General features: G+C 44.5%; 6 protein-coding genes, 1 tRNA gene and 2 pseudogenes. 2 read left to right on the top strand and 7 right to left on the bottom strand.

Going from position 1 to position 6,225, the window contains the following annotated elements; translation table 11 throughout:
• Positions 1 to 199: pseudogene (locus O9332_RS26785) on the top strand (IS5/IS1182 family transposase); the annotation flags it as partial.
• A 107-nt stretch (positions 200 to 306) separates the two neighbouring features.
• Here O9332_RS26785 and O9332_RS26780 read toward each other — a convergent pair.
• From O9332_RS26780 to O9332_RS26750, 7 genes are all read right to left on the bottom strand, one after another.
• Complete coding sequence (locus O9332_RS26780) at positions 307 to 594, bottom strand: ssl2009 family thylakoid membrane protein (RefSeq protein WP_002790084.1); 288 nt, start codon at positions 592 to 594, stop codon at positions 307 to 309.
• A gap of 14 nt (positions 595 to 608) precedes the next feature.
• Positions 609 to 1,262 (bottom strand): uracil phosphoribosyltransferase, encoded by a 654-nt coding sequence (gene upp / locus O9332_RS26775; RefSeq protein ID WP_002764021.1) that lies wholly within the window; start codon positions 1,260 to 1,262, stop codon positions 609 to 611.
• 154 nt (positions 1,263 to 1,416) lie between these two features.
• Positions 1,417 to 1,599 carry a 30S ribosomal protein S21 gene (gene rpsU / locus O9332_RS26770; RefSeq protein WP_002738938.1) on the bottom strand — a complete coding sequence of 61 codons (183 nt, stop codon included), beginning with the start codon at positions 1,597 to 1,599 and terminating at the stop codon, positions 1,417 to 1,419.
• A 66-nt stretch (positions 1,600 to 1,665) separates the two neighbouring features.
• Positions 1,666 to 2,019: a metal-sensing transcriptional repressor gene (locus O9332_RS26765; RefSeq protein WP_002766602.1), complete on the bottom strand. Its 354-nt coding sequence runs from the start codon at positions 2,017 to 2,019 to the stop codon at positions 1,666 to 1,668.
• A gap of 170 nt (positions 2,020 to 2,189) precedes the next feature.
• A tRNA-Thr gene (locus tag O9332_RS26760) sits at positions 2,190 to 2,261 on the bottom strand.
• Positions 2,262 to 2,440: 179 nt separating this feature from the next.
• Entirely contained in the window at positions 2,441 to 4,339 is a 1,899-nt protein-coding gene (locus O9332_RS26755) for an NAD(P)H-quinone oxidoreductase subunit F (protein ID WP_002790087.1), read from the bottom strand.
• A gap of 221 nt (positions 4,340 to 4,560) precedes the next feature.
• Positions 4,561 to 5,244, bottom strand: a complete 684-nt coding sequence (locus O9332_RS26750; protein WP_002762451.1) for a PHP domain-containing protein — start codon at positions 5,242 to 5,244, stop codon at positions 4,561 to 4,563.
• A 332-nt stretch (positions 5,245 to 5,576) separates the two neighbouring features.
• Between O9332_RS26750 and O9332_RS26745 the strand changes: the two are divergent.
• Positions 5,577 to 6,225: pseudogene (locus tag O9332_RS26745) on the top strand (IS1 family transposase); the annotation flags it as partial.

The raw sequence follows: 6,225 nt of genomic DNA, 5'->3' as shown, positions 1-6,225 counted from the left end.
GGCTAAACTTCCTCATACTTCCTTTTCAGCGATTGCTATTACTTTTTTAGTCATGAATCTTTCTAACCTGTTGAGGCAGGTTTTTTGGGCTTTTTTATGTCTGAAATGGAAAAACAGCACTTTTTCTCGGTCAATGATTAGGATAAGTTATAACTTAAAAATTAATCAACAACTAAAGCTTATGCTTGTAGCTAGGTGAAATCATTGATTAAGAGACCTGTACTTTTCAATGACTTTTTCAGCAGACCCTAATTAAATTAGGTCGAGGTCTAACAAGGTTTTTAGATTTATTCGGCCAGCCCTATTTTAATGATCGCTGCCGTTTTCCTGTACCGATCCTAACTGTTGACGCACATCATCGATCGCTAGATTTAACTGGGCAATTTTATCTTCTAAACTGCGGCGGGCCACTTCCATGCCTTCCTCTGGAGTCAAGCGCCCATTGCGGATCTCCTCTAAAAAAGCTTGATTATCCCCATCTCCTAAACCGCGACGGCTGCGATTAGCCAACACTGTCCCCAAAACACCGCCCACTAAACCACCGACAATCGCACCGGCTAAAAAACCGCCCGTAAACCCATCTCGCTGACTCATAATCCCCTTTTCTCCTAATAGGTTCCAAAAGCTCGATCGCCGGCATCGCCCAACCCCGGCACGATGTAACCGCGGCTATTTAATCCTTCATCGATAATAGCCGTATAGATGTTCAAGCTGGGATAATTTTGACTCAATTTCTGTAAAGCCGGCGGGGCAGCCACCACGGAAATCAGGCGAATCAGGGCAGGATCAACGCCTCTGCTGGTAATTTCTGCCATTGCTGTTGAAATTGATCCCCCCGTGGCTAACATCGGTTCAAGAATTAAGACTCTTGTGGCCGGATCAAAACTGGCCGGTAATTTATTTAAATAACAACTCGCCTCTAGGGTTTCCTCATTTCTGGCTAAACCGAGATGATAGGTACTAGCTAGGGGTAAAAGACTTTGCGCCCCTTCCAACAGGGCTAATCCTGCCCGTAAAATCGGGACTACGGCCATCGGTACGCTAGGATCGATAAAAGTAGCGGGACATTCCGCTAGAGGGGTTTTAACGCTAGTTTCCAGGGTCGGCAACCATTGCCGGGCTGCTTCGTAGGTTAACCAGCGCCCTAGTTCCGTCATCGCTGTTTTAAACAGTACCGAGGGGGTATTTTGATCGCGGGCGATCGCTAACCAATGCTTAACCAGAGGATGTTCGGGAACATAGACGCGCAGTTGTAAAACCATGAAAACACTAGAACTCGATCGAGGGCTAAACTTTATCTTATCAGCTTTTTTCTCCCCACTTCCCACTCCCCACTTCCCGCTTCCCAACCCCCAAAACAGAGGTTAAAATAAAAGCAAGTCAGAAGCTTTCGAGCGACTTCTGACTTGGCTAATTTTAACGACGACGGGTTCTTTGTCGTCTCCGGGCTACTGCTTTACGCTTTCTCTTTTCTTGAGGGGTTTCAAAAAATTGATGCTTTTTGATATCCGCATAAATTCCCGCTTTCGCTACCTGTCGCTTAAAACGACGCAGGGCTGATTCGATCGCCTCGTTCTGACCAACTACCACTTGGGTCATTAACCTAATTCACCTCCTGTAATTGCTCTCTGCCTAAAAAATGCCAACTTCTCATTGTAGCACAATCTAGGGTAAAAAGCGATCCAAGGCGGCCTTTAATTCTTCAATTTCTGTCTCGATACTACCTTCCTGGGCAGCCCGGGCAATACATTCGCTCAGATGTTCGTCGAGAATAATTCTGGCAACGCGATCAATCGCCCCGCGAATAGCGGCAATTTGCATCAAAACTTCGGGACAGGGACGATTTTCCGATACCATCGTCTTGATGCCGCGAATATGTCCTTCGATACGCGAAAGACGGTTAATAATTTGCTTCAGGGAAGCTTCGCTATGGACGTGGGGAGTCCCTTTTGACTCGTGGTCATGGCCCGTCTCGTCGTGGTTGTGAAGGGGGTCGAAAGGGGTAATTTGATTAGTCAAGGGCTTACCGTCAATTCAGTTATACTCTCTAGTGTGCCACAGTTGCGAACCCCAGTCCCTAGAATGGTTTTGTCCGGCTTAAATTTCCGTTCAGGGGTCTTCGGTTTGAAAGTGGGAAGTGGGAAGTGGGAAGTAGGTTTTTTAAAGTTCGATTGGGAGTGAGAGATTGAAGCTGGTGATGGGATTTGAACCCGCGACCGGCTGATTACAAATCAGCTGCTCTACCACTGAGCTACACCAGCATTTTTGACCAACCCATCATAACACAAATAGGGCTTGCTGAAAAAGTTTTTCCCGCGGGCAGGGTGTGGGGTTTTAAGCTAAGACCGATTTTAACCGTCTGTCCTTGTTGATCATGTTCATCCCGCTGCTTTCACTCCCTAGTCCGCGACCGGAAGACTAGGGAGCGATACATAGAGGTTCAATGAGTCAACAGGGATGACCAATAATTAGTTATCAGTGACCATTGACCGTTTAATAAGAGCCAGATTAATCCCCCTATTCCCAAAAGAATAGTCAAGACATAAAACTGTGATTGACCAGAAACATTATACTTTAAGGCACTGCCGCTAAAAATCGTCGCTAAACTGACCAAATTAACCAGACCATCAATAATATAACGATCGAGCCAAGCGGTAATTTTGGACAAGCTGCCCACCGCTAAAACCACGGTAAACTGATAGATGCGATCAAGATAGAAGTCATAAGCGAACAAATCCTGCAAGAATCGCAGTATTAACCCGGTTGGTCTCGCCCAAGCTCGTCTTAACTCTACCGTTAACCCGATAACTAGGCCAATTACTCCAGAGGCCATCAGTAAGGGAAAACCCCAGACAATAGTAAAACTCTGGTTATTAAGGAGAGGATTGGTGAAAGATAGCCAAAAATCCCAACGTAGGGGAATAATCGGGGCCAATAAAGCGATTAAAATCAATGATACCATGGGCAAAGCCATCGGCCAAGCCACTTCCGGGGTGCGATGGGTTTTACTTTGGGTTTGTCCCAAAAAGACTAAACGAAATACCCTGGTGAGATTGACGATGCTAAGACAATTAACAAAGATTAAAACCGCTAATAACCACCAAGGAATCGCCCATTCACCACTTAACCACCGTTTTAACGTCCAAAACATCCCCAGGGGCATTAAAACCGTCATCCCCGCGGAACCCCCTAAAAAAGCCATGGTTGTAGCGGGCATTCTTGCCCAAATTCCCCCCATTTCCGTGATATTTTGGTTACTGGTAGTGAGAATTAATGCTCCTGCGCTCATAAACAATAAAGCTTTTGCGACCGCATGGGAGAATAAAATTAGCAAAGCGATATCCACATGACCTAATCCCACCGCAATAAAGACCAAACCGAGATAGGCACTGGTGGAGTGGCATAAAACCCGTTTAATATCAATTTGGGATAGGGCCATCAGAGAAGTACCGATTGCCGTCATTGTCCCCAACACTATTAAAACATTGGCTGCGATCGGAGATAGGGTAAACACTGGCTGCAGCTTAATTAAAACATAGGCCCCCGCCGAAACCACGATCGAATTCCGCATGATTCCGGCTGGATTTGGTCCCTCCATCGCCTCATCTAGCCACAAATTCAGGGGAAATTGGGCGCATTTACCCGTTGGACCAGCAATAAGGGCTAATCCTAACAAAGTCGCCGTCAGAGGTGGCACAGGGTTATTTACTGCCCAATTTTCTAACTGAGAAAAACTCAATCCTTCTCCGTAACTGGACAGAGCCACCAAACCCATCAATAAAATAATATCGCCGACGCGCTTGGTTAAAAAGGCATCTCGCGCCGCGGTTACTACCAAAGGTTGAGCATACCAAAAACCGACGAGGAGATAGGTAGAGACCGTTAACATCTCTAGGAAAGCGTAACTGAATAGTAGGGAGTCACTGAGGGCAATTCCCCCCAAAGCTGCCTCAAAAAAGCCCATTAAGCCATAAAATCTTGCCAAAGACCAGTCCTTTTCCATGTAGCCAAGGGCATAGATTTGGGCCAGGAGACTGATGAGGGTAATCAGTTCCAGCGTCCCCAAACTGACGGGAGAAAGTTCGATCGAAAGGGATAAACTAAGATCGGCCACTCTTACCCATTCAAAAGCCAGTTTAATCGTCTCTCGATGCCAAATTTGATTAAAAGCGATCGATCCATGTATTAATCCTAAGACGGTCATCAATAGGTTAATATAAGCGGCCGGCCGCGGACCGGTGCGACTAATAATGCCTAAAGACCAAGGCAAGGTTAAAATCGAACCAATTAAGCCATAAATGGGAATTAACCAGCAAGTGTCAAGGAATAAATCTTTCATTCAGGGGGTTATCAGTTATCAGTTATCAGTTATCAGTTATCAGTGATCAGGTTTAAGTTTTAAGTTATCAGGTTTAAGTTTTCAATTTTCAACAAATTTAGGCTCTTTCACTGGTTACTGATTACTGATCACTGATCAACGGCCATAAAAAACTAACACTCGATCGAGAAAGGATCGAGTTTAGTCAATTTAGGTATTTTACCGTTAATCCCGGGATCAGGCTAAATGCGCTGTAATAAAGATTTACCGTGGGAATCGGTGCTACAGGTGGCGAATAATTGGTACTGACGGCTAAGAGCGAGTGCTTGTTCGGTTTCCGGTTGACTCGGTAGCCAGGGTTTGGGATTGCCGTAGGCATAAAAAGCTTCAATACCATCAATACCCAATTCTACCGCCGCCGCCACTAAATCGGCAGCGGGGCGATGGTAACGAAAGGGATGAGCCAGAACCACTAAAGCCCCCGCTTGCTGTAAACTGTTAATGACTCTAGAGGCTAAAGCCAGATCTCCTTCTGGTTTGGTTCTTTGCAGATAGGGAGTCAAGACGACGTGAGCGGGATCGAAACCATAGCCAAGAATATGCACTTCTGTGTCTAAGAGATTCGCCGTAATTTCTACCCCTGTCCAGAGATGGGGTAGAGAACCCTTTAAATGCTGATTTTCTAGCCAAATTTGGGCTTGTCGATAACCTTCGATCGAGTGATGATCGGTAATTGCTAATCCTTTTAGTCCGATGTCTAACGCTTGTCTCATCAAGTCTTGGGGACTCATTTGACCATCGGAGCAATGGGTATGAAGATGGAAATTGTAATGGTAGGGACAACTATCATAGCCGACATTTGCCCACACCGCTTTCAGGGCGAGGGTATCTTGAGCTAGGGGTGGAATTGTAGCAGAAACGACCATGCAGTATTGAGGAACTTTCCCAAAGATTACAAATTGTTAACAATCAGCATAACAAATACCAAAAAAAATTGGGTAGCTGCTGTTACCGGTAATACTAAATCCTCTCTCAAAGGTATGGGGAAGTGGGGAGAAGGGAAAAGGGGGTAGTGATTCGGTAGTAGTGGTAAGCCATCTTGCTTATCTGGACTGAGTCGTGTAGGATATTTACTAATAAAAATAATTGCTTGATAAATGTTGGGGATTTGCTTTTTATGATTGCTATTTTTATCAATATCTTCTCTTGGATAATTAAACTTTGGTTAAATTACGATGAAGATTTAGAACATTGTCTTCTGACAAAAGATTCACAAACTTCAACATCTTGTTGTCCTAAATGTGGTTCTTATCATACCATCAAAAATGGTTCTACACATAATGGCAAGCCGAAACGTCAGTGTAAAGATTGCGGTCAACCGTTTGTGATCAATCCCACTAATAAAACCGTCTCTGACGAAACCAAACAATTAATTGATAAACTCCTGCTCGAACGAATTTACTTACGAGGAATTGCTAGAGTAACAGGAGTAAGTTGGTCATGGTTACAAAATTACGTCAACAATAAATTGGCATCTGTCCCTCGTCAAGTAAAGGTTTCAGACAAATCAAAAGGTAAATTGGTTAGAGAATGTGATGAGATGTGGTCTTTGGTTTTTTCTAAGACGATAAAGGTTTATATTTGGCGGTTAATTGATAGAAAGACACGGGAAATTATTGGTTGCTATGCGCGGAGATAGGAGTCGTCAATCAGCCAAAAAACTTTTGGACAGTTTACCAGGTGTTTACCGACAATGCGCGGTTGCCTACACAGACTTTTGGGAGTCCTATAAGACAGTAATTCTTCGTAAACGTCATCGACCGGTCGGAAAAGAAACTGGTCAAACCAATCCTATTGAAAGATTAAATAATACCTTTCGACAAAGGATTTCTCGGTTGGTGAGAGAG

The sequence above is a fragment of the Microcystis sp. LE19-10.1B genome (genome assembly GCF_027530565.1).
GTDB lineage: Bacteria > Cyanobacteriota > Cyanobacteriia > Cyanobacteriales > Microcystaceae > Microcystis > Microcystis aeruginosa.
This window is presented reverse-complemented; position numbering and strand designations above follow the sequence as displayed.

Excerpts from the sequence above, each read along its gene's own strand:
- O9332_RS26755 (WP_002790087.1), bottom strand. The coding sequence starts at position 4,339 with ATGAAAGATTTATTCCTTGACACTTGCTGGTTAATTCCCATTTATGGC.
- O9332_RS26780 (WP_002790084.1), bottom strand. The coding sequence starts at position 594 with ATGAGTCAGCGAGATGGGTTTACGGGCGGTTTTTTAGCCGGTGCGATT.
- O9332_RS26750 (WP_002762451.1), bottom strand. The coding sequence starts at position 5,244 with ATGGTCGTTTCTGCTACAATTCCACCCCTAGCTCAAGATACCCTCGCC.
- rpsU (WP_002738938.1), bottom strand. The coding sequence starts at position 1,599 with ATGACCCAAGTGGTAGTTGGTCAGAACGAGGCGATCGAATCAGCCCTG.
- upp (WP_002764021.1), bottom strand. The coding sequence starts at position 1,262 with ATGGTTTTACAACTGCGCGTCTATGTTCCCGAACATCCTCTGGTTAAG.